This window comes from Sphingomonas sp. BT-65 (assembly GCF_026107375.2).
Lineage (GTDB): Bacteria > Pseudomonadota > Alphaproteobacteria > Sphingomonadales > Sphingomonadaceae > Sphingomonas.
Map to the genome: position 1 here is coordinate 646,107 of NZ_JAPCIA010000002.1, position 24,271 is coordinate 670,377.

General features: G+C 64.1%; 18 protein-coding genes and 1 pseudogene. 10 read left to right on the forward strand and 9 right to left on the reverse strand.

All coding sequences use genetic code 11. From position 1 onward, the window contains the following. The first annotated feature begins 22 nt into the window (after positions 1-22). Positions 23-2,128: a prolyl oligopeptidase family serine peptidase gene (locus OK349_RS17575; RefSeq protein ID WP_265119205.1), complete on the forward strand. Its 2,106-nt coding sequence runs from the start codon at positions 23-25 to the stop codon at positions 2,126-2,128. Positions 2,129-2,135: 7 nt separating this feature from the next. Here the strand turns inward: OK349_RS17575 and OK349_RS17580 are convergent, their stop codons facing one another. Further along, positions 2,136-3,731, reverse strand: a complete 1,596-nt coding sequence (locus tag OK349_RS17580; protein ID WP_265119206.1) for a bifunctional AfsR/SARP family transcriptional regulator/alpha/beta hydrolase — start codon at positions 3,729-3,731, stop codon at positions 2,136-2,138. 298 nt (positions 3,732-4,029) lie between these two features. Between OK349_RS17580 and OK349_RS17585 the strand changes: the two genes are divergently transcribed. From OK349_RS17585 to OK349_RS17600, 4 genes are all read left to right on the forward strand, one after another. After that, on the forward strand, positions 4,030-4,275 hold the full coding sequence (locus OK349_RS17585; RefSeq protein WP_265119207.1) for a response regulator transcription factor: 246 nt from the start codon (positions 4,030-4,032) through the stop codon (positions 4,273-4,275). Beyond that, positions 4,260-4,856, forward strand: coding sequence for a hypothetical protein (locus OK349_RS17590; protein WP_265119208.1), 597 nt, complete (start codon positions 4,260-4,262; stop codon positions 4,854-4,856). The genes OK349_RS17585 and OK349_RS17590 overlap by 16 nt, the downstream gene beginning before the upstream one ends. Before the next feature lie 110 nt (positions 4,857-4,966). After that, complete coding sequence (locus OK349_RS17595; protein WP_265119209.1) at positions 4,967-5,416, forward strand: hypothetical protein; 450 nt, start codon at positions 4,967-4,969, stop codon at positions 5,414-5,416. A gap of 247 nt (positions 5,417-5,663) precedes the next feature. Further along, entirely contained in the window at positions 5,664-6,653 is a 990-nt protein-coding gene (locus tag OK349_RS17600; protein ID WP_265119210.1) for a hypothetical protein, read from the forward strand. A gap of 279 nt (positions 6,654-6,932) precedes the next feature. Here the strand turns inward: OK349_RS17600 and OK349_RS17605 are convergent, their stop codons facing one another. The 3 genes from OK349_RS17605 to OK349_RS17615 all read right to left on the reverse strand — a co-directional run bounded on the left by OK349_RS17605 (position 6,933) and on the right by OK349_RS17615 (position 11,934). Continuing rightward, entirely contained in the window at positions 6,933-9,875 is a 2,943-nt protein-coding gene (locus tag OK349_RS17605) for a TonB-dependent receptor domain-containing protein (protein WP_265119211.1), read from the reverse strand. A 167-nt stretch (positions 9,876-10,042) separates the two neighbouring features. Continuing rightward, positions 10,043-10,837: a LytR/AlgR family response regulator transcription factor gene (locus OK349_RS17610; RefSeq protein WP_265119212.1), complete on the reverse strand. Its 795-nt coding sequence runs from the start codon at positions 10,835-10,837 to the stop codon at positions 10,043-10,045. Further along, on the reverse strand, positions 10,834-11,934 hold the full coding sequence (locus OK349_RS17615) for a sensor histidine kinase (RefSeq protein ID WP_265119213.1): 1,101 nt from the start codon (positions 11,932-11,934) through the stop codon (positions 10,834-10,836). Before OK349_RS17615 ends, OK349_RS17610 begins: the two co-directional genes overlap by 4 nt. Positions 11,935-12,089: 155 nt before the next feature. On the opposite strand from OK349_RS17615, the gene OK349_RS17620 reads away from it, so the two are divergent. After that, positions 12,090-12,557, forward strand: coding sequence for a hypothetical protein (locus OK349_RS17620; RefSeq protein WP_265119214.1), 468 nt, complete (start codon positions 12,090-12,092; stop codon positions 12,555-12,557). A gap of 273 nt (positions 12,558-12,830) precedes the next feature. On the opposite strand, the gene OK349_RS17625 is transcribed toward OK349_RS17620, so the two are convergent. The 4 genes from OK349_RS17625 to OK349_RS17640 form a co-directional block, all read right to left on the reverse strand. Beyond that, positions 12,831-14,426 (reverse strand): alkaline phosphatase D family protein, encoded by a 1,596-nt coding sequence (locus OK349_RS17625; protein ID WP_265119215.1) that lies wholly within the window; start codon positions 14,424-14,426, stop codon positions 12,831-12,833. 22 nt (positions 14,427-14,448) lie between these two features. After that, on the reverse strand, positions 14,449-17,592 hold the full coding sequence (locus OK349_RS17630) for a TonB-dependent receptor domain-containing protein (protein ID WP_265119216.1): 3,144 nt from the start codon (positions 17,590-17,592) through the stop codon (positions 14,449-14,451). 257 nt (positions 17,593-17,849) lie between these two features. Continuing rightward, positions 17,850-18,782, reverse strand: coding sequence for a FecR family protein (locus OK349_RS17635; RefSeq protein WP_265119217.1), 933 nt, complete (start codon positions 18,780-18,782; stop codon positions 17,850-17,852). Between the two features lie 93 nt (positions 18,783-18,875). Further along, the gene (locus OK349_RS17640) at positions 18,876-19,448 is read right to left on the reverse strand and encodes an RNA polymerase sigma factor (protein WP_265119218.1); all 573 of its coding nucleotides are present in this window, start codon (positions 19,446-19,448) and stop codon (positions 18,876-18,878) included. Positions 19,449-20,281: 833 nt separating this feature from the next. Between OK349_RS17640 and OK349_RS17645 the strand changes: the two genes are divergently transcribed. Continuing rightward, on the forward strand, positions 20,282-21,718 hold the full coding sequence (locus OK349_RS17645; protein ID WP_265119219.1) for a glycoside hydrolase family 55 protein: 1,437 nt from the start codon (positions 20,282-20,284) through the stop codon (positions 21,716-21,718). A gap of 329 nt (positions 21,719-22,047) precedes the next feature. Here the strand turns inward: OK349_RS17645 and OK349_RS17650 are convergent. Further along, a pseudogene (locus OK349_RS17650) lies at positions 22,048-22,149 on the reverse strand (integrase); the annotation flags it as partial. On the opposite strand from OK349_RS17650, the gene OK349_RS17655 reads away from it, so the two are divergent. From OK349_RS17655 to OK349_RS17665, 3 genes are all read left to right on the forward strand, one after another. Next, positions 22,129-22,365, forward strand: a complete 237-nt coding sequence (locus tag OK349_RS17655; protein WP_265119220.1) for a hypothetical protein — start codon at positions 22,129-22,131, stop codon at positions 22,363-22,365. The pseudogene OK349_RS17650 and the gene OK349_RS17655 sit on opposite strands and share 21 nt — an antisense overlap. Before the next feature lie 836 nt (positions 22,366-23,201). Then, the gene (locus tag OK349_RS17660) at positions 23,202-23,591 is read left to right on the forward strand and encodes a hypothetical protein (RefSeq protein ID WP_265119221.1); all 390 of its coding nucleotides are present in this window, start codon (positions 23,202-23,204) and stop codon (positions 23,589-23,591) included. 76 nt (positions 23,592-23,667) lie between these two features. After that, positions 23,668-24,057, forward strand: a complete 390-nt coding sequence (locus OK349_RS17665; RefSeq protein ID WP_265119222.1) for a hypothetical protein — start codon at positions 23,668-23,670, stop codon at positions 24,055-24,057. Positions 24,058-24,271 lie beyond the last annotated feature (214 nt).

Consider the following 24,271-nt stretch of genomic DNA (forward strand, 5'->3'; position numbering starts at 1 on the left):
TTCCAACATAAGGATGACAATCGTGACTCGTAGCTTCATCGCTGCCGCACTTCTCCTGTCGGCAACCGCCATGCCTGCGTCGCTGTGCGCCCAGCAGGTCCATGCTCCCAAAGTGCCTTTTGCCGAGAACGTCTTCGGCGACGCCGTCTCCGATCCCTATCGCTGGATGGAGGATCCGGCACGCCGCGGCGAGATGCTCGCCTGGCTGGAGGCGTCGAGCAGCGCCGCCAGGCGGCAGCTCGAAGCCTTGCCGGAGCGCCCGGCGTTCGCCGCGCTCCTCGCGGCCGCGACCGCGGCGGGCACGAGCCAGGGCGAGGCGCAATCGGCCGGCAACCGGCTCTTCTTTCTCCGGGCCGAGCCCAGCGACCAGACAGCGAAGCTGATCGTCCGCGAGGGCAGGGACGAGCGTGTGCTCTTCGCGCCGCCAAAAGGGGCGGCGATCAGCAACTACAGCGTCGCCCCGGATGGCCTGACCGTGGCGGTCCATGTTGCCCGCGGCGGCGGCGAAGCCGGCGACGCGACGTTCATCGACGTGGCGAGCGGCATGCCGCGCGGCACCGCCCTCGGTCCGATCTGGGGGCAGCTCCCCGTCAGCTGGCTTTCGAACGAGCGCGTCGCCTATACCCGCATGGCCGGCTATTCCGGCGAGGACCTGCAACGCGGCATGCAGGTCGTTGTGATGCAGCCGGGCGCCGCCGATGGCGGGCGAGCGGTTTTCGGCCACAATGTCTCGGGCAACGTTTCGGCGAGCGAGTTTCCCAGCATCGGCCGCGGTATCGCAAGCGATCTCGTGGTGGCGATGGCGGGAGGCGCCCGCGCTGATGTTCGCGCCCTGGTGACCCCGGCGAGCGCGCTCGAGGCGCCCAGCGTCCAATGGCATGAAGCGGTCGGCTATGACGCGCAGGCCTTGAGCGTCGCGGTGCGGGGCCGGGACATCTTCTATGTGTCCACGCTGGGCGCATCGAACGGCGCCTTGATGCGGCGGCGCTTCGGTGCAAACGGGGTCGAGGCGGCGGAGCGTGTCCTTGCGCCCGGCGATCTCATCCTCTCCGACGTTTATGCGACCCGCGACGGCATCTATGTCGTCGGCCGGCGCGACGGCATCGTCCATCTGCTGTTTCTCGCCGGCGGCAACGCGCCGGCGCGCGAAGTGCCGTTGTCGCGCGAGGCGGACATTCGATCCGCCACCACCAGTACCGACGGGGCTGCGTTGCTCTTCGGGCTGACCGACTGGACTCATGCCACCGACTTTCATCGCGCCATTGGCGGAAAGGTGTCGCCGCTCGGGCTCGAGTCGGCGACCTGGACCGCTGCGCGCGACATCAAGGTGATCCGCGAGGAGGCGGTCAGCCGCGACGGCCAGCGGGTGCCGATGATCATCCTCGCCCCGCGCCGCCGCTCGGGCACGGTCCCGACCATTTTGGGAGGCTATGGCGCCTATGGCCAGGCGACCACCTCGCCCTGGTACCAAAGCTATTTCCTGCCCTGGGCCGCACATGGGGGCGCCCTCGCCCTGTGCGGAACGCGGGGCGGCGGCGAGCGCGGGCGCGACTGGCATGAGGCGGGCCGGTCGGCGAACCGCCCCATGGCGCATGCCGACTTCATCGCCTGCGCCGAACGTCTGGTCGAGGCGGGCTATGCGCGCCGCGGGACGATCGCGGCGACCGGAACCAGCGCCGGCGGCACGCTCGTCCCGCCAGCCGTCCTGATGCGGCCCGAGCTGTTCTCGGCGTTGCTGCCGCGGGTAGCGATCCTCAACCCGACCCGGCTGGCGGTTGCGGACAACGGTCCCAACCAGTTCGCCGAGATGGGCGATCCGGCAACGCCCGCAGGCTATGCGGCGCTGGTCGCGCAGGATTCCTATCGGATGCTCGAAACCGCCCGGGACCTGCCGGACACGCTGCTGACCCTCGGCCTCAACGATCGGCGCGTGTCGCCGTGGATGTCCGCCAAGTTCGCGGCGCGCGCGCTCGAGCGGTTCGGGGATCGCCGCCGCGTGCTGATCCGCGCCGATGCCGAGGCCGGTCACGGCGTCGGCAGCGCCCGTGATCGGCTGATCGCCGAGTTCACCGACCTCTACGCTTTCGCCTGGGACCGCGCGTCCGCCGGCGGCAATCCTGGCCGCTGATCACCGATCAGCGGTGGTCGGCGAGGAACTGGCGAATGTGACCGACAAAGGCCGCCGACGCCGGTTCGCGGCCGAGGAGGAGGTGGTTGTAGCTGTCGAGCGCCACGAACTCGGCCCCGGCGATGCCCGCGGCGATCGCGCCGCCCAGCGCCAGAGGAACGCGCTGGTCGCCGCGTGCGTGCATCACCAGGGTCGGCGCGCGGACATCCTCGAGCCGGTGCCGCACGTCGATGTCGGCGAACACTTCGAGGAAGCGAACGGCGTTTTCCGGCGAGACGGTCTCGCGCTGGAAGTTGTTGAACCAGTCGAGCTCGGCCGGGGTCGCACCGGGCATGAAGGTGGCGGAAAAGAGGTGCCGATAGGCGGGATCGGCCCGACCCCATCCCTGGCGGACCAGAGTGAAGATCGCCTCGCGTTCGGCGCGGACTTCCGGCGTGGCGTTGATCCGCCAGCCTTCGGCATAGCCGCCCCACAGGATCAGGTGGCTCACGCGCTGCGGATGGCGTGCGGCATATTCGATCGCCACCGCGCATCCCTGCGATATTCCGAGCAGCGGGACGGGCCCTGAGGTCGTCGCGTCGATGACGGTTTCCAGATCCCGCACGAAGGCGTCGAAGCTCAGGTCAGCGACCTGCCAGTCCGAAAGGCCGTTGCCGCGCTCGTCGTACCGAATGAAGCGATAGTCGCGCGCCAGCTCGCGGAACAGCGGCGCCCAGATCGGGCTGTACCAGTCCAGCTCGAGATGGTTCAGCCAATTGGCGGCCTTGACGATGGGTGGGCCCCGGCCGACCGTGCCGAGCGCGATCCGCACGCGGTCGGACGTCGTGCAGAAGCTGATCGTCTGGCGATTGAGGAAGTCGGCGCCGGAGCCGGCAGGTGCCGGAGCCTGCGTGTCCGGGTCGTCCTGGCCTGGGCCGACCTCCTCCACCTCGAGGCCCGCGGCCCGGGCCTCCTGCGAATAGCGCTCGATGACCGCCCTGGCATCCAGCGCACGGCCGAGGCGGATGAGGGTTCGGTTCAACGCGGAAGCGGCGCGCACGTTCAGCGGATCGCACTCAAACCATTCGCGGCACCATGGCAGTGCTTCCTCGGGCGAACTGTCGCCGTCCAGCGCCAGCCGCATCAGCAGGCGCCGGTGCGTCATCTCGGCCTCGTCCCGCACCGCGGTCAGCCATGCCTGGAACTGACTCTGGTTGGGGAGATCGAGGCCGGCGAGCAGCGGCTGGCGCAGGGCGGCGGCGGCGGCGCCGAAGTCGGCGACCGCAGCCGGGCCGTTTCCCGCCCGGTCGAGCAGCCGCTGATGATCGAACAGGTCGACAATGATCTGGCCCTCGTCGATCCACACCCGCTCGCGATCCGCCTGTAGGCACGCGGGCGCGAAGGGGCTCAATGCGGTGCGCAGCTTGCTCAAGGACCAACGCAAGGCCCCCTTGGGATCATCCGGCACATCCCAGAGAAGGTTGCACAAATGCTCGCGGCGCTGGGCCTGGCGGCCGATGGTCAGATAGGCGAGCAGCGCCCGGGTCTTTCGCGACGCCGGAAGCGCGAGAACCTCGTCCCCCGCACGCAAGGTCAGACCACCGAGAACGTCAATCCGCAACATGGTTCGGTCCGGTTTCTCCGCGATTGGCGAAGGCGAAGCCTGCCATGCCGCTGACGTGATGTCCCATCATTTCCGGATGAGAAGCCGGCCGACGAGCAAATTCCACGGTTCTCCACCGAAAAACCACGCTCAATTCCCCGCTAATTCAAACGCTGGTCGTCGACTGCACCATCGCTCCCGGCGGACTTCGGAGCGTATTCGACAATTGCTGGATGATATAACTAGGATGCCTAACTACGTCGCCCTGCGAGCCCGTCCCGCTGCCCTCGCATCCACGCACGGTTCCTGGACGCCCTCCGTGTCCCGGAGACTCCGGACGGACCCTGCTCCGCCGAGTTCCTCCGGCCTCCCGCTGACCGACCGGCAGCTGGAATGTCTGCGCTGGATCAGCCAGGGCAAGAGCTCCGCCGATATCGGCGTCATCCTGCGCATCTCCGGCCGCACCGTCGACTATCACGTCACTGCAATCTGCGAGCGGCTTGGCGTGCGCACGCGCATGCAGGCGGTCGCTCAGGCGATCCAGCGCGGATGGTTGGCCAGCTAGATCGAAAGCAGCTTCACGATGAGGATCGCGCGATGATTCATCATGCGTCATGCGGGGCGAACCACCCGGCGCGCGTTGCGCAGATGCTTGCCGAGCTGACCGGCGCGAGTCCCATACGGGCGCCGAGTCCGCCATTCCCGTATGGATCCTGGTTCGTCGTCATGGGCGATGACAAAGGCTCGATGCTCGAGATTCTTCCGGCCACCTCGGTCCTGACGCCGGACGCGCCGCTGGGGGTATGCCAGCGGTCCAGCGGTGCTCAGCCGGGGAGCGCGCATGTGCTCGTCAGGGCCGCGGTCGATGCCGCCACGATCGCAGCAGCGGCAAAAGCAGAAAGCTGGCCGGTGCAAGAAGTGGAAACGGGACTTTTCCGCGTCGTGAAGCTCTGGATCGACGGCGTGACGCTCATCGAATTCCTGACCGGGCCCGAGGCAGCACGCTACGAAGCGGTCTTCGGGACCCTCGGCCTGACCTCCCTCGACGACCGCCTGCGCGGCCTCGAAGCCGAGCTCGCGCCGCGACTGGCGGCCAAATTGCCGCCCAAGCTGCTCAGCGACGCGCTCGGGCACCCGCCGCAATAGGGCGTCGCCGACGAGCGGAGATCGGCGAGATGCGGTCTCGGCCGCCCCTTCGGGCGATCGGTCACCCGCGCCCGGCATCCCGCCAATCCTCATTGCAAGAAAGGTACATCATGGACGCTTCCCATTTCTTCCTGCTGCTCTGGACCGGGCTGATCTTCTGGGTCCTGGGCCAGATCTGGCTGGTCCAGATCGTGACCTATCCGCTGTTCGCTCGCGTGGGAGAGGCGGATTACGTCGCCTATCACCGCTTCTATTCGCGCCACATCCCGTTGCCGGTCATCCTGCCCGGCTTCGCCGCCTTTCTGACGCCGATCCCGCTCGCTTTGCTGGGGCCCGCGGTCCCGGCCTGGATGAGCGCGGCGAACATCGTCGGAGGCGTCATCGGCCTTCTGGTGACCGTGCTGCTGGAAATTCCGCGCCACGCGCGGCTCGAGAAGGGCGGCAAGGACATGGGCGTCATCGTCGAGCTGATCCGGTTCAACTGGCCGCGGACGATGTCGATCACCCTTCAAGCCGTGGTTACCCTGCTCATGCTCCGCCACGTTCTGGTCGGGGGATGATCGCATTCCGGCGGGGTCTCGCCCGACCCCGCCGGGACCGCGCTATGGACGCGCTGGCGGCACCATCGCGCTGACCAGCAGCACCGGGGACATCAGCGGCACAGGTACGACTGGCACCAATCTAACCTTCGACGCCGCACGCAATTTTGCGATAACCGGAGCCGTCTCCGGGGCCGAAATCCGGGTCACTTCCGCAGACATCAATCTGGGCACGGCGGCGCGGCTGGGTGGTGCTGGGACACAATTGGTGGCGCTGACCGCGCGGCCCAGCACGCTGCCGACCGTGGTCGGTGGCGCCGCGCAGGGCCCGGGCTACACGCTGACCAACGATGAAGCCGGCAGGATCCGCGCGCCGCAATTGTCGATCACGGCTTCGGCGACCGGCACCGCCGCCAATCGCGCGCCGGACATCGTGCTGCGCGACCTGGATCTTTCGGCAACGCTGACCCCGAACGGAACCGGCGTGGGCCGGTTTTCGATCGAGGGATTGGGCAACACGATCGTGCAGGTCGAAGGCGCCGTCCGCATGGCTGGCGCAGGCATTGGCAACGGCATTTCGATCACGTCGTCCGGACGGATCCAGATCGTGACCGACACCGGTAGCCTCAGGGTGTTAGATGCCGGCGGGCTCGCGGCCGGTGAGATCAGTCTGTCCTCGGCCAATATCTGGTCGGCACGCAGTGACGTGCTGTCCCAATTGGCCGCTGATCCGGCATTTGCCGGCCGCGACGACGCGCTGCGCAACAATGGCGGCGCGGTCAATGACCGCGGTTTCATCGAAGGCGGCCGTGTGACGCTGCGCGCCGGCAACAGCATATTCGTCCAGAACAGTGGTACGAACATCGCCTTCAGCGGCATCACCACCCGCGACCTGCTCTCGTTGGTTCCGACCGGCATGACACCGCTCGACGTCTATGCCTTCGGCCGGCAGATCAATCCTGATGGCAATTACCTTATCAATGCGGGCTATTTTCTTAGGGCGGCGCTTGATCAGCAGGGCGCGGGCTTTGCAAGCGACGCTCAGTTGAACCTTTGCCTGTTGGCCACCGGCGCGTGCGCGGGAGTGTTCAACAATGACGGCTTCTCGGTCGCACAGGACGAGATCATTGGCCCGGTCCTGCGCTCTGCCACGCCACGATCGGTGGGCGATTTCCCGTTGATCGATGTCCGGTGGTGGGACTGCGACCCTAAGGAAGAGGCTCCTTGCCAGCCCGCTGGTCCTGGATCGGATTGGTAATCGTGCCGCTGTAGAACCCAATCGCGACGCGAACACCATCAGGGGCGGACCGCGCCCGTATTCCCGCCGCCGCAAGGCGCCTCGTCCGTGCCCCGGAGCCGTCAGACCAAACTGCCTGAACGAACGGCAGCCCTTGGGGTCCGAGTTCGGGAACTCGAATGACCGGACGGCGGGCGCAAAGCCGTCCAGCGTCAGAGCGGCCCGTCTTTCGTTCAGACGAGCCGCTCTTAGGCCAAATCTCCGTTCGCTCGGCGACATCTCGGCGCCGGCACGTTGATCTCAGAAGGTCAATCGCGTCCCAACAAAATAGGAGCGGCCAAAGACATCGTAGAAGCCCGAGATCGTGTTCTGCGCCTGCGACCCCGACGTATTGTCCGGAACGATCGGAGGCTTGCGGTCGAACAGGTTGTTCACGCCCGCATAGAATTGCATTTGCTCGGCGACCGAGAAGCTCATCCGTATGTTGTGGTAGTCGGCGGCGGGAATCTTGGGGAACCCCGTCAAGAACGGGCTGGCTTCCGTCTTCGGGATGTACCGCATGCTGTAGGTGAGGTCGAAGGGCCCCGAACTGTACATCACGTTGCCGGTTGCCTGCCAGCGCAGGAAGCCCTGGTTCGAGGTGTCGCCGCCGGCGTAGCCGTCCAGCTTGGTGATGCTGCCGTCGGGCTGAGTCTGCTCAGCCTCGTCATAGATCGTCGACAGGACCTGCAGCGTCAGCCGGCTTGGCCCGCTGAACAACGCCATCCCCGGATCGAACGAATATCGCGCCTCGATATCGAAGCCCTTGACCCGAAACTCGCTGACGTTGAGCAACTGATCGTCGATCGCCGTCAGCGCCCAGTTGCCGGGGATCTCCGACCGCGGGCCACGCGTGATGTCGTCGCAGAATTGCCGGTCGGCAGTGTCGTAGCAGAGGTTGACCTTTGCCTGGCGCCCGACGGTGTTGATGAAGCCGCCGATCTTCACGTCGAACCGATCCACCGTCAGCGTAAAGCCCCGCAAGAACTGCGGCGCGAGAACCAACCCATAGGTCCAGGTATCGGCGCGTTCAGGCTCCAAATTGGGATTGCCGCCGATCGTCCCGGCCACATTCTGCTGAACGGACAGCGGCGGCGCATAGTCCGCCGGCACGCCATCGGCCGTGCAATTGGCCGCGCGCGTCGGATTGGCATTGCGATTCACCGCGCGGCACGGATCGTCGACCGAGCCGAAGGTCTGCCCGAGGCCGGTCAGCTCGCCGGGCGTCGGTGCGCGAACGGCGCGGGCGCGCACGCCGCGGAAACGGATGCCGGCAATGGGCTCCCACGTCCCGCCTAGTTTCCAAGTCTGATAGCTGTCGCCGCGGTTCGGATCGGAAATGCGGTAGCCGCCTTCGAACTCCAGATTCTTCGTGAACGACTCGTCCCGCAGGATCGGCACGATCAGCTCGCCAAAGGCTTCCTTGGTGCGGATCTCCACGAATTCATTATCGCCGATCTGGTTGCCGGTCGTCAGCCCGCGCTGGATCGATTCGTCGGTATCCTGGAACCCCGAGAAGGTGCGGTATTCCACGCCCAGCGCCACGCTGACCGGTCCGGCCGGCAGCGAAAAGGGCGAACCCGACACGAACGCGTTGAAATCGTGCAACGTGCTGATGCCGCTCTGCCCGGCCTTCACGACCAGATAGTCGATCTGATCCTGTGTGTAAGGCGCGAACGGATTGATCGGCACGCAGCCGGACGCCCGGGCGCCGGCGTCACTGCACCGATAGCTGCCGGGATTGGCGGGATCGGCCTCGACCCGAAGACCGTAGTAAAGCCGGTCGGTACCGACCAATCCGTCGGTCGAGCTGTTGAGCTCCGTCCGGCCGTAGACGTAGGACGCTTCCCAATTCCATTCGGAGTCGCCGATCGAGAACTCGCCCTTGAGGCCGGCCGCAGCTCGAATGGTGTTGCGCTCGTTCGTCGCGCCGCGCTTGCCGAACTCGGAGAAACGCTGCGACCAGTCGATGCCGTTCGCGATTTGCGCCGGCGTGAGCGCCGCACGCTGCGCCGGCGTCGTTGCGGCCAGGAAGAACGGGTTATCGACCGGTATCGTCACGGGCACACCGGGCACTCCGGGTTGGCCGCCGAACACGTTGGTCGTGCCCTGGAATGGTGCAGCCTCGATCGGGCCATCCGTCGATGAACGGCCGTAGTTGAATTCGGCAAAGGCGGTGACTGAATCGGTTATGGGATAGTCGGCCTCAGCCGCGAACATGATGCGGCGGGTGGGGATCGCCAAAGTCCGTTCCGGATTGCGATTGAAGCCATCCCGCGCGAGGTTGAACGTCTGCAGCTGGCCGGTCGACAGGTTGCGGGTCAGGCTGCCCGAACCGATGAAGAACCGACCCCCCGGCACGACACCCGAATAGGGCGGCACGCCGGTCAGCCCGCCGTCCGGCGCGCGCACTGGGCCCTCGGCCGGATTGTTGTAGCGGATATCGGTATTGCAGATATAGGCATCGGCGCAGGACACCAAGCCTTCGTAAGTATATTGCAGCGTGAACAGCGCGTGCCCGCTGTCGCCCAGGCCGGTGCCGAACATCACATAGCCGTTCGGGTTCTCGTTATAGCCGCGCTCGGCGATGCCGTAGCTCGCTCCCGCCTGGAAACCGCGGAAGTCGCTCTTGGTGATGATGTTGACCACGCCGGCGACCGCGTCGGCGCCATAGACCGCAGAGGCACCGCCGGTAATGATCTCGATCCGGTCGATGTTCGCGGTCGGCAGGGTATTGAAATCGACTGCCGTGCTGAGCGGCGTGCCTCCGGGCACGCGGCGGCCGTTGATCAGCACCACGCTGCGGATCGGCGCCAGGTTCCTGAGGTTGGTCGTGTTGAGGCCGGAGGCAGTCGCCCCCGAGAATGACGAGGTGGTACGCCCGCCGCCGAACGCGGGGGCGAACTGTGGCAGCGATGTCGCGATGTCGGCAATGTTCTCGAATCCCTGGCGGTTGAGCAGGGTGGAATCGACGACCAGGGTCGGCGTGCTGTTCTCGAGGTTGGGCCGCGCGATGCGCGATCCGGTGACGACGATTTCCTCGCTCCCGCTCCCGGCCGGTTGGCCATCGGGTGAGGAAGGCACGTCATCGGCCTGCGCCGGCGCGGCGGACATGTCCTGCGCGAATGCCGGCTGCGCCAGCGTTACGGCGATCGCGAGCAACGCGGCGCCGCTCAAGCCGCGGCGACAAAGGATCTTGGTCATTCGGCCCTCCCTTTTTGCCCCGCCGGTAAATCGGTCTGCGGGCATTGGGCCGATCAAGACGACCGGTGGCCGGATCGAACAACGCCGTTGCGGGCCAGCCGGGCAGCGTGCCCGGTGAACGTCGCGGCGCGCGGCGAACGTCGTAATTCGCGTGGCGAGCGTTGAAGTCAGCCGAGCTGGGCGCTGCGGATCATGTCGAGCAGGCCGCGGGCGTAGATCCGCCCCGCCTCAACGGTGCGGCCATCCGCGAGCACAGCCTGAACCCGGGATCCCGTCCGGATCACATCGATGATTTCGGTGCGCCGCACCAGCGCGCGCCGGTGAACGCGGATGAACTCGTCGACCGGCACCTGATCGGCAAAGGCGCGGATCGACATGCGGACCAGATAGGACCGGTCAGCGAGGTGAAGGCGAACATAGTCGTCTTCGCTGGTGACGAAGCGGATGTCGGCGATTGCGATCCGCGTCATCGTACCCCGGCTGCCGCGGACCCAGACTTCCCGCTCGCCGGGCACCTCCGCCGATCCGGGCGTCGCGCGCCGCAGATTCTCCACGACGGCGCGCAGCTCGGCAATGGTGGTCGCCGCGGCGCCGTCGGCCAACCGCGCCCGTGCGCGGTGCAGCGCGGCCCGCAAACGCGGAATCTCGATCGGCTTCAGGACGTAGTCCACCGCTGGCGTTTCGAACGCGCGCGCTGCGAAATGGTCGAACGCCGTCGCGAAGATGATCGCCGGGAAACGCGTTGCCTGCAGCCGGTCGACAAAGTCGAAGCCGGTACCATCGCGCATCTTGATATCGACGATGATGATATCGGGGCGGCATTCCGCGAAACGCGAGAGGCCCGTCCCGCAGCCATCCGCGTCGGCCACGTGAACGAAACCGGGCACCTCGGCGATGGCGAGTTCGAGCCGGCGCAGTGCCAGCGGCTCGTCATCGATGGTCATGACGGTGAGCGGGATCATCGAAGGACGCTCAACGGCAACGAGACCACCGCGCGGAACGTGCCGTCGTCGAGCCGCCCGGCGGCGAGCCGGCCGCGCTCTCCGAAGAGCCGCGCCAGTCGGTCGCGGACATTGGCGAGCCCGACGCCGGCGCCGTCCGGCTCCGCCATGCCTCTTGATTGGCCACCGCCGCCATTCTCGACAGTGACTTCCAACTGCTCTTCGTCAGCGCTGGCGGCGATCCGGATCCAGGTCGGCGGCGCCGAACGCGCGACACCGTGCTTGACAGCGTTCTCGACCAGCGGTTGGAGCGAAAGCGCCGGCAACCGCGCGTTGACGAGCGCTTCCGGGATCTGGAATTCGGCCGCCAGGTCGGGAAAGCGCTGCTGCTCGATCGCCAGATACTCGCGCTGAATCGCGACTTCCTGGCCCAATGTGATGTCGGATGTGGGATCGAGCGCGAGCGTATGCCGCAGAAAGCGCGCGAGCCGCGTCACGATCTGCTCCGCGTCGGCGATCCGGCCATCCAGCATGAGTGCGGAAACCGCGTTCAAGCTGTTGAACAGGAAATGGGGGTTGATCTGGTAGGCCAGCGCCTGGAGCTGTGCCTGTTGGGCAAGCACGCGCAGCTGACCGGCGCGGCGCTCCTTGGCTTCGGATTCGGCCGAATAATAGAGCGCAAAGTAGAAGCCGGCCCAGGCCAGGAAAAGCCAGGTGAATTGCATCACGCTGCCGATCGCGCTGGCCAGGTTCACCGCGGGCACGTGCACAGGCACGCCGAACGCCACCTCCATTCCGAAATAATTGGCCCAGGCGAACAGTTCGGCACAGACCGGCGCGACGATTACCAATGCGATCACGCGATCGCGAAAGCCGCGGTGGTGAAGGCGCCGCAGCAACAGGTGAATGAGAAGGCAGAAACCCATGCCCAGTGCGGTCAGCGCGATCCGCATCCCGACGATCGCCAGCGCGCGATCGGGCGCGCGCGACATGTCGCCCACCGCCAGCACGGCGAAACTGGAAATCCAGAATACCGCGCTCATCGCTACCAGGCCCCGAATAGGCGGCGAGGCAGCGGCGGGCAGTTCGTCGATGATTACAGGCGCGGGGCGGTCCATCACATTCTGAGACCTCAGTTGGGCCGCTATGCCAGCGCGCGCACCCGAAGTCACGGACGTTGCACCGCAGGAATTGGACGTTCGCCCGCACCTCGAATGTCCTATCGCGAGGCGCCGGGCACAATCGCACAACTTGAACGGGGGAGGATATATTGGTGCCACTCAAGCAGCTGTCGGTCGCGGTGCTCGTTTGCGGGACATTGGACATCGGCTATGCGATCGTCACGACCCTTCTGAAGGGCGGGACCGCCGGGATGGTCCTGCGCGGCGTGGCGTCAGGCCCGTTTGGGGATGCAGCCAGCAGGTGGGGCGCGGGCGGCGCGCTTCTCGGCTTGGGCGTGCATTTCGCGATAATGATCGTGATGGTCGCGGCCTATTTCATGCTGGCCGCCAATCGAAAATTGGACGCGGTGCCGCCATGGGTGGCAGGGACTGGTTACGGCCTGGCGCTCTACGCCCTCATGTATCTGATCGTACTGCCGTCGCGCTGGCCGACGATCTATCCGCTGACCGGTCCGGCCGAGATCGCTATTTCCCTTTTCCCTCACATCGCATTCGTCGGAATCCCGCTGGCGCTTATCGCGTCTCACCCAATCGCCATCACCAAGAAGCTTGACGGCTAGATCGGATAACCTGACCGATCGCTCCCAATGAACGACAGCTTTCGGGATCAATCGGGCGCTGATTGACCGATCGGAATGAGGGCGCATTCCTGACGGGCAGCTAACGCCGAAACCGGTCCGGCCGAATGTGGGGCCGGTTACGGCCCGTCAGCTTTCACTAGATGAGGCTGCCATAGCTGATAGACGGACGCCCCGCCCGCATCGATGTGCCAAAGTGGAAGTGTTGTAGCGCCACTGAGAGAGGCGCCCGCGGTGTACGTTACCATAATCCAGTCAGGCTCGATGCAATTCAGCCCTGTCGGGCATGACGGCGAAGCGCGCCAGAGTGCGCAGCGTCCCGCCGGGGCTCTGGATGCGGTCGAGCACCTTCACGTCGGTACGCCACTCCTTCGGCGTGAGATCGTAGGTGTGGTATCCGCGCTGATTGTTGAGCAGCGACACGTTTGGGCTGGCATCGAGCAGGGCCCGATGCCGCGGGATCACGCCGGGACTGCCGTCTCCACCGGAAGTGATCGAGGTCGCGAGGAACTCGGTCGCGGCCGCCGGTCCGTTCGGTTCCTGATCGCGTAGCGGCACGGTGCCGATCGCGTTGATGTGCGCGTCGCCAGTGGCGATGACGACGTTGCTTAGCTTGCGGTCGGTAATCGCCTTGACCAGCCGTGCGCGCGACGCCGCATAGCCACTCCAGCTGTCCTCGCCCGGGCGCATCTGCCGCTCGTCGTTCGCACCCTTCGTGTAGAGCGGCATGACGAAAACCTGCTGGGCGATGAGGTTCCAACGCGCCGAATTGCTCAGGCCCTCGCCGAGCCAGGCTTCCTGGGCTGGGCCAAGCATGGTCGTGTCCGGCCCGACCTCGGCACGGCACGCCTTCTGGTTCAGCTTGGCGCAAAGCTGATCGGTGCGATAGCTGCGCGTGTCGAGCACGTGCATGCGGAGCAGCCGACCATAATCGAGCCGGCGGTACATGGCGAAGGCACCGGGCTGCGGCATCTGCGCGCGGCGCACGGGCATGTTCTCATACCATGCCTGCATTGCGGCGAGGCGGCGCAACAGAAAGGCTTCGGGCGGCGTGCCGTTCTGATCCCAGATCCCCGCCCAGTTGTTCTCGACCTCATGGTCGTCGAAAGAGCTGATGAACGCGGCCGAGGCGTGCGCGGCCTGAAGATGCGAGTCGCTCTTATATTGGGCGTAGCGGCGTCGATAATCGTCGACCGTGTAGATCTCGTCGCCGAAGTGCGAGCGATCGACGACATTGCCTGCTGCGTCCTTTATGAGCAGATGCTCGGGAGCCGGGTGGCCTGCGGTCTCGTAGATATAATCCCCGTAATGGAAGACGGCGTCGAGATCGTCCTCGAGGCTCAAGTGGCGCCACGCCTCGTACCAGCCGTGCGGATATGCTTGGCAGCCCGCGACAGCGAGCCGGACGCGATCGACGGCGCCGCCCGCCGCCGGCGCGGTGCGGGCCCGCCCGACCGGGCTCGCCTGCGCGCTCTCCACCAGGAAGCGATACCAATAAGGCCGGTGCGGCTTGAGCCCGCCGATCTCGACATGGACCGAATGCCCGAGCTCCGGCCGCGCTACCGCCTCGCCCGACTGAACGATGCGCGCGAAGCGCTCGTCCTCGGCCACCTCCCAGCGTACCGCCACGGCGGCCATCGGCATGCCGCCATGTTCCTCCAGCGGCTTGGGAGCGAGCCGCGTCCAGATCACGAAACCATCCGGCAGCGGATCGCCCGAGGCGACTCCGAGCGAGAAGGGATAGGCAGTGAACTTGGGCGCGGCCCAGGCGACGTGGCCGAAGCCGGAGAACAGCGCCAGTCCGCCGGCACCGGCCAGCAGCTTGCGGCGATCGAGCACGGGCATCTTCATTATCACTCTCCGTCAGGGAGGATCAGAAGCGCGCGCGCAGGCCGAAGGTCCCGCTGCGCCCATAGTGATGGAAGACCGCGCTGTGATCGACGCCGCCACCGCCGGTCGCAAGCGAGCCGGGGACGATGACGTTGCTCGGCCTGTTGAGGAGATTGCGGATCGAGAAGAACGTTTCCACGCGGCGTCCAAGCTGGACGCTGCCAGAGAGGCTCATATCGACATATTCCGTGTACCAGGAAGGCGTGGTGCTGCGGTATTTCTCGCCGGTCCAGGCGGTGTTGAGGAACAGCCGCACCGGCCCTTTGCGATAGGACAGCGACAGCGAGCCCATCTTGTCCGCGACGCGCACGATCGGGATGTCGGGATCGTTGATGTTGAGCGAGCCGCGGATCGAGAGTCCGTCGAACGGTGATGGCAGATAGTCCATCGCGTGGTTGAACTCGAACTCCCAGCCGCGGATGTTGATCGCCTCCCCGCTCACCGTGGTGGTGGTGCGGAAGGTGTAGCCGGCATATTCCTCGCCGGTGTAGCCGAACTCCTGGGCCGTCAGGTCCATGGTCTGGAACAGGCCTTTCACCTTGTTCTGGTAATAGTTGATCGCGATCATGCCGACCGGCTCGAAATAATGGGCGAGCCGGGCAGAGAAATTGTCCGAAATCTCTGGCTTCAATCCGGGATTGGGCGCTCGCACGATCATGTTGATGTCGTCGACCGACCAGATGCCCGTCAGCGTTCCCACTTCCGGCCGGCGGATCGTGCGGCTGTAGCCGAGCTGGAGCTGGGTACTACGGCCGAACTCATATTTGAATGAGGCGCTCGGGAAGAAATTGTCGTAGCTGCCCGTGCGCTCGGTGCGCGGGCGCGACAGATATTGATATTCGAGCCCCGGGATGGTGGTTGCGCGGCCGGTGGACGCGGACACGGGGAAGCCGGCCGCCGTTACTTCCTCGGGCGAGAGCGGATCGGCCTCGAGCGCCGTCGTCTGCGTCTGCTCCCAGCGGAGCCCCGCGCGCAGCTTCAGCCTGTGCGTCAGCTCCGCGGTGGCCATCGAATAGAGTGCCGTGGTCTTCTCGCCGAAGTCCCGATTGTTGCCGACATGGATATTGTACCATTCGGTTGGCGTCGTCGCCGAAGTCGCAGTCCAATATTCTGGATGCTCGCGATAGAGATCGAGCATCCTGTACGTGTCCGGCGTGTACAGACTCGTGCCGCCGTTCAGCGTGCGGATGTTGATGCCGGTGTCGGCGAACGACACCTGCTTCGTGCTTTCGAGCTGCTGCAGCAACTGGCTGGCGGGCAGGCTGCCCACATAGCGGAACCGGGCGAGATCGGTGGTATCCCGGTACAACCAGTCCGACTCCCGAATCTTGAACCCGGACTTGAAGGTGATCGGCACCGAGCCGGCATCGATCTGGAAGGCCAGGTTGAACGCCGCGCCCTTTTCGGTGCGCTTGGCATAGGGGCCGTTGTTGGTCCTGAGGACGAAGGTGGCGGGCGCGGTCCAGCTCGCCGCATCGCCCCAGTCGCCGCCGCTCAACTGCTGGATCTGCCACGCCTGCCCGTGAGAATTGCCGGGCTCGCGCTGTGCCGAGAAGTTGCCGCGGGCCGTGATCGCGCTGGTCGTATAGGCCGAATCCGCCTCGCCCTGCGGATCATAGGTGCTGATCGAGTCCGAGTAATAGAGATTGCCGTCGAGCGAGACGCGCCCCTTTTCCCAGGTGAAGCTCGGGACGATCGTCTTGCCGCCGCCGGTCTTGTAGTTGAGCGTGTTCTGGACCGAGAGCGTGTTGGCCGTTGCCGCCTGCTGCGTGGTGATATCGTAGAGGGGATCGCCGGTGACACCGCGCGTGCGTGCGCCAGTGGTGAAAGTATAGGCGGTGCTGCCGGCCCAGGTGTCCGACTCGTTGTAGATGCCTGCCAGGGACAGGACCAGGCTGTCGGTCGCCTTGAAATCGAGGTTGAGCGATACGGAAAGCCGCTTGATCTCGCGCGTTTCGTGCTGGGTCTCGATCGACGAGATGGCGATCGGATCGGGGCTGATCGCTGTGGGCACATAGCTGCGCCCCAGAGTGGTCTGCTCCTTTTCGACATAGAGGGTCGACTGGCTCACCGCGGCCACCACGCCCAGGCGCCGGCCGAAGAACGAGTCCGAATATTCGAACTGCCAGTTGGGAAGAAAGCGCTTGCCGCCATAGCCGCCGTCGCCCGGGCCGGTCCGGTCGGCATCGTCCCACATGTCCGCATGGGTGCTGGCGCTGATCTGCGCGGTGATGCGGCGGCCCTTGCGATCGAACGCGCGCTTGGTCTTGATGTTGATTGTGCCCGCCGGCGCATTGGCGTCCACGTCGGCGCTGATCGTCTTGGAGATCTCGATCGAATCGATCGCGCTCAGCGAGAGCTGCTCGAAGCTGAAGCCGCGCGAGCCGTCCGCGCCGGCGCTGGCATCGACGCCCGCGAGGCTCACGCCGTTGAGCGTCACGCCGGTATAGGCGGCCGGAAGTCCGCGGAGCTGAATGTTGCGCACCGTGCCGTCGCCATCGCCGCCGGCGTCGGTGTCGACGCCGGGCATGAACTTGATGAACTCGCCCGGATTGCCGTCGGCGATGTCGCCATAGGATTCGGCCGACAGGCTGTTCTTGATGTCCATCGACTGGCGCTGGTTCATGATCGCGCGCGCGTCGCCCTCGAGGACGCCGACGACCACGATCTCGGTATCGGCCGGGGCGTCCGCCTCGATGCCATGACCAAGCGCGAAGTCCTGCCGCATGGTCTGCCCGCCCGCAATCCGGAGGCTAGCGCGCTGCGGCGCATAACCGGTGTAACGCACCACGATTTCGGCCGTGCCCGCGGGCACGTCGACCAGTCGATATTCGCCGCTTTGGCCGGAAGTGACGGTGCGCCGGCCCCCGTCCTCGGCGACCAGCTCCACGATCGCGTCGCGCAGATATTCCCCGGTGGCGGGATCGAGCACCTGGCCGGTGATCGTGCCCTTCGAAACTTGCTGCGACGCGGCGACCTGCCCAGCGAGCACCACCGTGCGACCGTCGTCGCTGGCGACGCGCAGGCCGCTGCCGGAGATCAGCCGCGCGAGCGCCTCCTGGCGCGACATCGCCCCCTTGAGTGCAGGCGAGCGCCGGCCGCGGATCGCCATACTCGGAAAGAACACCTGCACATTCGCCTGACGGGCCCATATGGTCAGAGCGCTCGACAGGGGTTGTGCGGGAATGTCGAACGAACGATCGGCGGCGGCTGCCGGTGCCGAAACGAAGACGCACGAAGACAACAGCGCCGCAGCAAGCTGCGGGCGACCCAATAGACCTGCCATAACGGAACCTTTGCCCCTTTTTGTCTCAGGCGCTTTTGTCCGCGCCCCCAATTGCTCAGACGAGCGGGGTCCGTGGCACCTCCAAATTCCGCGAAAATTTATTTGTCGAGATGGTAGCCAGTGGCGGTTTCCTGCACGCGCACGCCAAGGCTGGTCGATATCGCCTTAAGGAAATCCGCAGGATCGGACGACACAAACCGTCCGCCAACGCGAACGGCGCCGACCGAGCGATCATCGATCACGATCTTCCGCAGCAGATAGCGATTATATTCCGCGATCGCCTCCGACAACGGCGTGTCGAAGAACACGATATCCCCACTTTGCCAGGCGAGGACCGCTTCCGCCGCATTGCTCGATACCGGCTTTATCACCGGCACGCCGCCCGCGAAGGAAAGACGGTGGTGAGGCTTGGCCTGCAAGGCCGCCGGATTGAGTGCCGAATCCGCTGGGAACGCGCCGCCGCGGAACACGATCAGGTCGAGCGCATCGTCCTGCAGCCGCGCGTTGAAGCGGCCGCCCGTCAGCGCCGCACCGTCATGCCTAGTACGCAGCCGTGCATCCGGGCCCGGCTCAAGATCGAGGGCCACTTCGCCGCGTTCCAGCCAAAGCTCGCGCTTCGTGGTGGAAAAGCGCCAATAGAGCGCTGTGTCGGTATTGAGCGCGATCATGCTGTTGTCGGGCAGTCGCAGCTTGCGCGTCTCCCCGACTCCGGTGGAAGCGCTTTCCCAAGCATAGGCACGAGACGCGAAGAGGCCGGAGCCGGCCGCGAGCAGCGCAGCGCCGGCCACGCTGGCTCCCACCAAGCGGCGACGCGTAACGGAAGTGGTCTCGGCCGCTCCTTCGTTGCGCCCCATCGCTTCCCAGACCGCCATTACCCGCGCATAGGCGAGCGCATGCGCGGGATCGAACGCGCGCCAGCGTTCGAATGCCTGCTCGTCGATTGTGCCCGCCTGCCAGCTCGCGAACCAGCCTGCCGCCTCCCTGGCGATGGCATCGCGTCGTTCGCTGGAAGAGCGTCCCCCTTCATCCATACCGATAGCCGTGTTTCCAATAGTCCTAGAATTCAAGACGATTGGACCGGTCTGCACCACCAAAATCGGTGCCCTAATCTGGCAGAAATGCTTTCAGGCGCTTACGCGATCGTGATTATCCTGATCGCCATCGGCTTCGTCCCATGCTGTATCACCGGGCTCGACCGCGCGCGTCAGAAGATAGAGCGCTCGCGCCAGCCGCTTCTCGAATGTCGATATACTGATGCCAAGGTCGCGAGCGATATCACGCGGCGCCTGTTCGCGGACACGGCGGCAGACGAACACGGTGCGGCAGCGTTCCGGGAGGGCGTGGAGCGCCTGGGATAGCCGCTCGACCTGATCGCGGCCGGCAGCCACCCGGAACGGATCCGGATCCTCGTCGCGCAGGTTGACCGTGTCGATCTCAGCTAGTTGCTGGAACTCGATGATCCGAGCGCGGCGGATGCGCTCTATGGCGAGATTCTGGATCGAGCGGATGACATAGGCGCTCGGATTGGCGATCGCCGCCCAGCCGTCGACCGCCATGAGCTTGACGAGCGCGTCCTGCACCAGGTCCGCGGCCTCCTCCGGCGTCCGGGTCAGGCGTCGCGCCACTGCGAGATAGCGCGCCTCGTGCGGCAGCACTTCTTCAATGAGCCATCGATCCAAGGGGCGTGGAGTGAGCATGACCCTGCCGACCAGCTGAAAGACACGGCGTGCCTAGGACGTAGCGATGTCAGTTTCGCGACAGCCGTGTTGCACCAAGCAGTCTAACGAACGGCAGCTTCGGGAACCGCTCAAGCGGGAGCTGAGCGACCATAACGAGGGCGCGTAGCAGCCGGCGCAGCGAGCTTGAGATCGAACGACTGTTGCAATCCCATTGCCGTCGTCCCTGCCACTCCTATCGCGGTGCTGAGATCAAGCGGGCAAAGCCTCCATGGACAGAGAGAACGCGGATTTTGAACGCGTTGGAATTGCCTATATTCCGTGCACAATCGCAGGAAGGGGTTATCTGTTCGCGTTCGTATTCCGACCGTAGCTTTAGTATCGCGCGGGCACTCTGGGTACGCGCAGGTTGGCAGGGCGCTGATGCCGTCCAAGCGGCGATTTTGGTGGCAGGAGCTGTGGCCACGCTTCGTTTCGCGAATAAGAGATGCCAATAAACTGCCATTCAGGCGACCGTTTCCTATCCAATAGCGGGCGTTTCGACGCTAGCTGAACGAACGACGGCTTTCGGGATTTCCAGCCCCTGGTCTAAACGACCGCTATTGGGGCGCATTGCCGACAGGCAGGTTGTGCCACACCTGCCCGGCGGCCCTTAGGCCGTGAGCGGCCAGGCAGGTTCAGGCGGATTCGGGCAGCCTCGATCGAAGCGGACATAGCCTCAGCGTAAACAGGATATCCGGAACTAGCGCGAGGTCGCTTCGGAACAAACTTAGAACATTGTTGGATACATGTCGGATTTCAGATGCCACCGCTTCGATGGCCTGGCCGCGAGTCGGGCTACTTGGAGATGAGATATGTCCACAAACAACACCTACTTCACGCTTGCCGACCTCAAGGCGTCACCAGTGACGGAGGGCACGACCTTCCTCGTTCAGGATACGACAATCGCTGATGGTGTGTTCTTCTGGAGCCTGGGTGATTTCACGGGCCAGGCGGACGATGTGAATGTCGTAAAAGCAGACAGTGAACCGCTCTCGAACGGTGCTTGGGTGCGACAAGACGGCAAGTCCGTTAAGGCACAGCACGCGGGCCTGCCCGCCTCGATCATCCGATCCCTTGGCGACAAGGTCTGGGACGGGATTACCGTCAAAGACTTCGGCGCGATTGGCGACGGTTCGAATGATGACACGACTGCCTGCCAAAACGCGATCGAAACTGTCACCTTTGCCAGCGGCGCGCCGTCAGATTTGAATCAAACCGGGCTGGAACTGGTGTTTCCTCGCGGAATCTATAGCGTTGACAACCTCAAGGTCGTGAACGCCGCTTCAGCGAACAATGGCGGTATGAATGGCTTGCGGCTCAAAGGGCATTTTGCCGTCCTGAAGGGTCGCCCCGATGCTACGAGCATTCTATCAATCGAATCTGCTGTCGATGGACAGAATGTGTCCGGGGTTCGGGTGGACGGTTTTCAGTTCGACCTAACCGCGATGACGACACCCGGCTATGGCACTCGCGCACTCTATCTCAAGGACGCTTATCGGATCGTTTTGCGTGACATGCAGTTCTACGGGGGGCCTGCTGACAATACGCACATCCAGTTCAGTGGCAGTGGATCTCAAATTGTCGTTGAAGATGTGCATTGCGCGCGTATCCGCATCGAAGGCGATGACTATGGCCCCGGCCAGATCGTGTGGACCACGATGAATTTCCGCGGAGCGTCCTGGGTGGACCTGCTCGTTGATAAAGCTTGGGGGTTGAACTTCTGGGGATGTGTAGCGCAAAATCCTGATATCGCCGCCTTTAGTCTCAGTAACTGTGACAATATCAATATCTATGGTGGAGATTTTGAAGGTAATGGAGGTGTATATATCGATGCCATGGGAGGGAACGTAAGCCGAGTAACCTCTTCTGGCAACAGAACATCCTCCCTATCGACATATATTCTGGGGTCGGCAAGCAGCAGTCGCTTCCTTGATCGCTACCCGACTGACAGAAGTACGACCATCTCGACCAATCCATCGGAAATCTATAACTTTAACGGCGATCCCCTGATTTCCAATATCTGCTACACCTATGCCTTGCTGACGATTTTTGGCGACAACGGGAGTTTTGGATTTGTTGACCAAGTTGCAGTTGCATTTGGCGGGGTGGTAACGGTGCTAAGCAGTGTGACTGCGTATGGCTCTCCACCCGCTCGAAATTACACGTTCAGTGGAACATCTTTTCGAACCCAAATCGCTAGCGGCTCAGCTCAGGCCCGCGTAATTCCGGATACAAGGCCGATTCAGTAAGGATCCAGTTTATGTTGTGGAGGCCATCGGCGATTTCGCCGACGGCTTTCCTTTTCATGGGGGAAGCTAGGCACTGCAAAAGTGCCCAGCTGCTAACGCATAGCGAACGGTCGCCCTCACGGCGCGGCGCGAACGCGCCAAAAGAATGGATCTGGCCGAATTGGCACCGCTGCGACGAGTATGCTGGTGTCTAAAGACGGTTGATCGCGGACTGAGCGAACGGCGGCTTGCGGGATCGTCAGCGGGCAGTCTGAACGTCCGCAATTAGGGCGCATAGCAGTCCGGCGTCAAAGCGGCCCACCTGTGGTCTCGATGGGCCGCTCCAAGGGTCAGATTTCCGTCCTTTCAGCGAGGATCAGCGCATCCTCGATGTCGACGCCGAGATATCGGACGGTGTTCTCGATTTTCGTGTGGCCCAGCAGGATCTGGATCCCTATATCGACACGATCGAGTTTGGTCCGGTCGAGTTCAGGGCAATCGAGTGGCTGGAGATCCCGGCAGTGGCACGCCTGTCGCGACCCTCTAACGTCCCCGATCGGGAGATCCCGCAGAACCTCGCCCAGTTGGAAGCGCGTCTCGCCTCCTGTGGTCTTTTTCCGATCCAGCGATCGGACGAAAGCCTACGGATCGTCGGTTACAGTCGCTGACAAAACGGCAGCTAACCACCCAATTTCAGCCGTTCCAGGGTGAGGACGCCGCGCCGAAAGCTGTCCGGCGGCAAACGACCCCGTTGCGGACGATCGTTGTCGTTGAACCCTATCCCTTGGTCCGAAGGAATTGTGCCATCACTGGGATGCGGTCGAGTGGAGTTCGTTCCAGAAAATCATCTCCGAAACTCTGCTTTATGTCAGTGATTGTGTTCGGCAGCATACCCATCAATTTCCGAAGGGTTGAAGCGAACTCGGGGCTTATGTCACCGCTCTCCGGCAGCGCGGAGCAAGCCATGATCGTTGGAAGGTTCATTAGGTCACACATGCTTAGCGACGCTGGTCGAACGAGCCACGCGCGAGTGCCCTCGTTAGAAAGTTCGGATCGGAGAACAATCCCGATGCTGCCCGTAAGGACGCGGTCTTTGGGTTGCCCGCCAAGCCGACGAGCTGATCGAGGGTGATAGAGTTTGAGCACGTCTTTATCTGCGATGTAGGCGCATTCAAACCGCTCACGGAACCGAACCACGGAGTCCATGCCGAGTATCCGGGCTAGGTCGATAACTTGGGACGAAAGCACTGCGAAGCGATACGCAAACAAACGACCGCTTTCCACCCAATACCGGACGCACGCTCCGAGCCTGAACGAACGTCAGCTTTCGAGGTCAGCCGGCGGCACACTGAACGACCGGAATGAGGGCGCGAAGCAGACCCGCAGCATCGAGCAATCTTGAGCGAATCTGTCCTCCAAAATTGACGCGAGCTGTCATCGACGGGGACCGGGATCAGACCCTAAATCCAGGCGAAGAGGTTCGAAGCCGGTGGTGGGGAGCAGGATGGAAGCTCTCATCTCATGCAATCATGTTCTGCCGGCGCGGCCTGCGTTCGCAAGCAGATGGGCGGCGATATTCGCGATGTCCTTCCTTGCGTCATGTTCGACGATCTCCCTTTTCAGCACCCACTCCAAGTTCACGCCCACCATGGCCTATACGCGCGTCTCGCGTGCGCCGGATAAGATCGTGCTCGTCTTTCAGGGAAATGTCCCCGCGCGACCGATCGCGCGCGTCGGTATCGTGAGCTCGAACCGGTCCGACATATTCTCGTCCGAGGAAAATCTTCTGAAGGGCCTGCGCGAGCGCGCGGCGAAGAGCGGCCTCGACGGCGTCGCCGAAGTGTTCTGCGACCTGGGGTACTGCACCGGCCAAGGGTTCGTGTTCATCGACTAAGCCTGGCGCCACCGGGCGAGGCGCCTTTCCTTCGTGGGGCGCACACGCGTATCGAAGCAGGAAGAGGATCGAGCGAATGATCATGATCCCAATCGGCCAGTTGCTACTGCTAGCATCGATGGCAATGCCCCAAGCGACGACTGCCACGCAGGCACAGATTGATGAGGATGTGCGCTGCATGCTGGTGGCGTCGTGGTTCGCTGACGATTTCGCAAACGACCCGGAGACCAAGAAATCCAAGGTATTCAGCGACATTGCCCGGCAGATGAAGGACTCCGTCCCCTATTTCATGGGCGTGATGACCTCGCGCTACTCCGACGATACGCAGCTCAAGCGCCGGGTACAGGCGGCGACGGAATCGATTGCCCGGACAGATCAGAAGGGGCTCGCGGCTACCGCGCTTCGCTGCAACAATCGCTTTGAGCAGGCAATGCGGCGCACCGGCGAAATCCTGAAGGGGATATGAGGAAAATCGCCTTTCGCGCCGCGATCATCTGGGAACACGCAAGAGAGGATTTCGCCATGAGGGATATTGCTCGTGCCATATTCGCCGCTGGACGCCTGCTCCCGACCGTTGCCACACTATCGCTCGCAGTCCCCGTCGCAGCGAATGCACAAGACCCATTGGCCGACGGTTCTCCTTTGAATTGCAGCGCCGGCGTGGGGTTTAGTGATCCCCA

Excerpts from the sequence above, each read along its gene's own strand:
- OK349_RS17660 (WP_265119221.1), top strand. The coding sequence starts at position 23,202 with ATGGAAGCTCTCATCTCATGCAATCATGTTCTGCCGGCGCGGCCTGCG.
- OK349_RS17605 (WP_265119211.1), bottom strand. The coding sequence starts at position 9,875 with ATGACCAAGATCCTTTGTCGCCGCGGCTTGAGCGGCGCCGCGTTGCTC.
- OK349_RS17665 (WP_265119222.1), top strand. The coding sequence starts at position 23,668 with ATGATCATGATCCCAATCGGCCAGTTGCTACTGCTAGCATCGATGGCA.
- OK349_RS17640 (WP_265119218.1), bottom strand. The coding sequence starts at position 19,448 with ATGCTCACTCCACGCCCCTTGGATCGATGGCTCATTGAAGAAGTGCTG.
- OK349_RS17580 (WP_265119206.1), bottom strand. The coding sequence starts at position 3,731 with ATGTTGCGGATTGACGTTCTCGGTGGTCTGACCTTGCGTGCGGGGGAC.
- OK349_RS17645 (WP_265119219.1), top strand. The coding sequence starts at position 20,282 with ATGTCCACAAACAACACCTACTTCACGCTTGCCGACCTCAAGGCGTCA.
- OK349_RS17590 (WP_265119208.1), top strand. The coding sequence starts at position 4,260 with ATGGTTGGCCAGCTAGATCGAAAGCAGCTTCACGATGAGGATCGCGCG.
- OK349_RS17615 (WP_265119213.1), bottom strand. The coding sequence starts at position 11,934 with ATGGACCGCCCCGCGCCTGTAATCATCGACGAACTGCCCGCCGCTGCC.
- OK349_RS17625 (WP_265119215.1), bottom strand. The coding sequence starts at position 14,426 with ATGAAGATGCCCGTGCTCGATCGCCGCAAGCTGCTGGCCGGTGCCGGC.
- OK349_RS17595 (WP_265119209.1), top strand. The coding sequence starts at position 4,967 with ATGGACGCTTCCCATTTCTTCCTGCTGCTCTGGACCGGGCTGATCTTC.
- OK349_RS17635 (WP_265119217.1), bottom strand. The coding sequence starts at position 18,782 with ATGGATGAAGGGGGACGCTCTTCCAGCGAACGACGCGATGCCATCGCC.
- OK349_RS17610 (WP_265119212.1), bottom strand. The coding sequence starts at position 10,837 with ATGATCCCGCTCACCGTCATGACCATCGATGACGAGCCGCTGGCACTG.